Raw genomic sequence first — 453 nt, forward strand, 5'->3', positions numbered from 1 at the left:
TCACCACGCCGTTGGCGATGGTGTCGCACTTCATGATGCCGCCGAAGATGTTGACCAGGATGCCCTTGACGTCCGGGTTCTTCAGCATCAGCTTGAAGGCCTCGGTCACCTTCTCGGCCGTGGCGCCGCCGCCGACGTCCAGGAAGTTGGCCGGCTCGCCGCCGAACAGCTTGATGGTGTCCATCGTCGCCATCGCCAGACCCGCGCCGTTGACCAGGCAGCCGATGTTGCCGTCCAGCGAGATGTAGGCCAGATCGAACTTCGACGCCTCGACCTCGGCCGGATCCTCTTCGTCCAGATCGCGGTAGGCCACGATCTCCGGATGGCGGAACAGCGCGTTGGAGTCGAAGTTGAACTTCGCGTCCAGCGCCATCAGGTTGCCCTTGCTGTCACGGTTGAGCGGGTTGATCTCGACCAGCGAGGCATCCGTCTCCATGTAGCAGCGGTACAGGT

At 62.9% G+C, this 453-nt stretch carries 1 pseudogene; it reads right to left on the reverse strand.

Annotation, left to right across the window (positions count from 1 at the left end):
• Positions 1-453, reverse strand: a pseudogene (gene sucC, locus HZU84_RS21260) (succinate--CoA ligase subunit beta); the annotation flags it as partial.

Source organism: Sphaerotilus sulfidivorans (genome assembly GCF_013426975.1).
Lineage (GTDB): Bacteria > Pseudomonadota > Gammaproteobacteria > Burkholderiales > Burkholderiaceae_C > Sphaerotilus > Sphaerotilus sulfidivorans.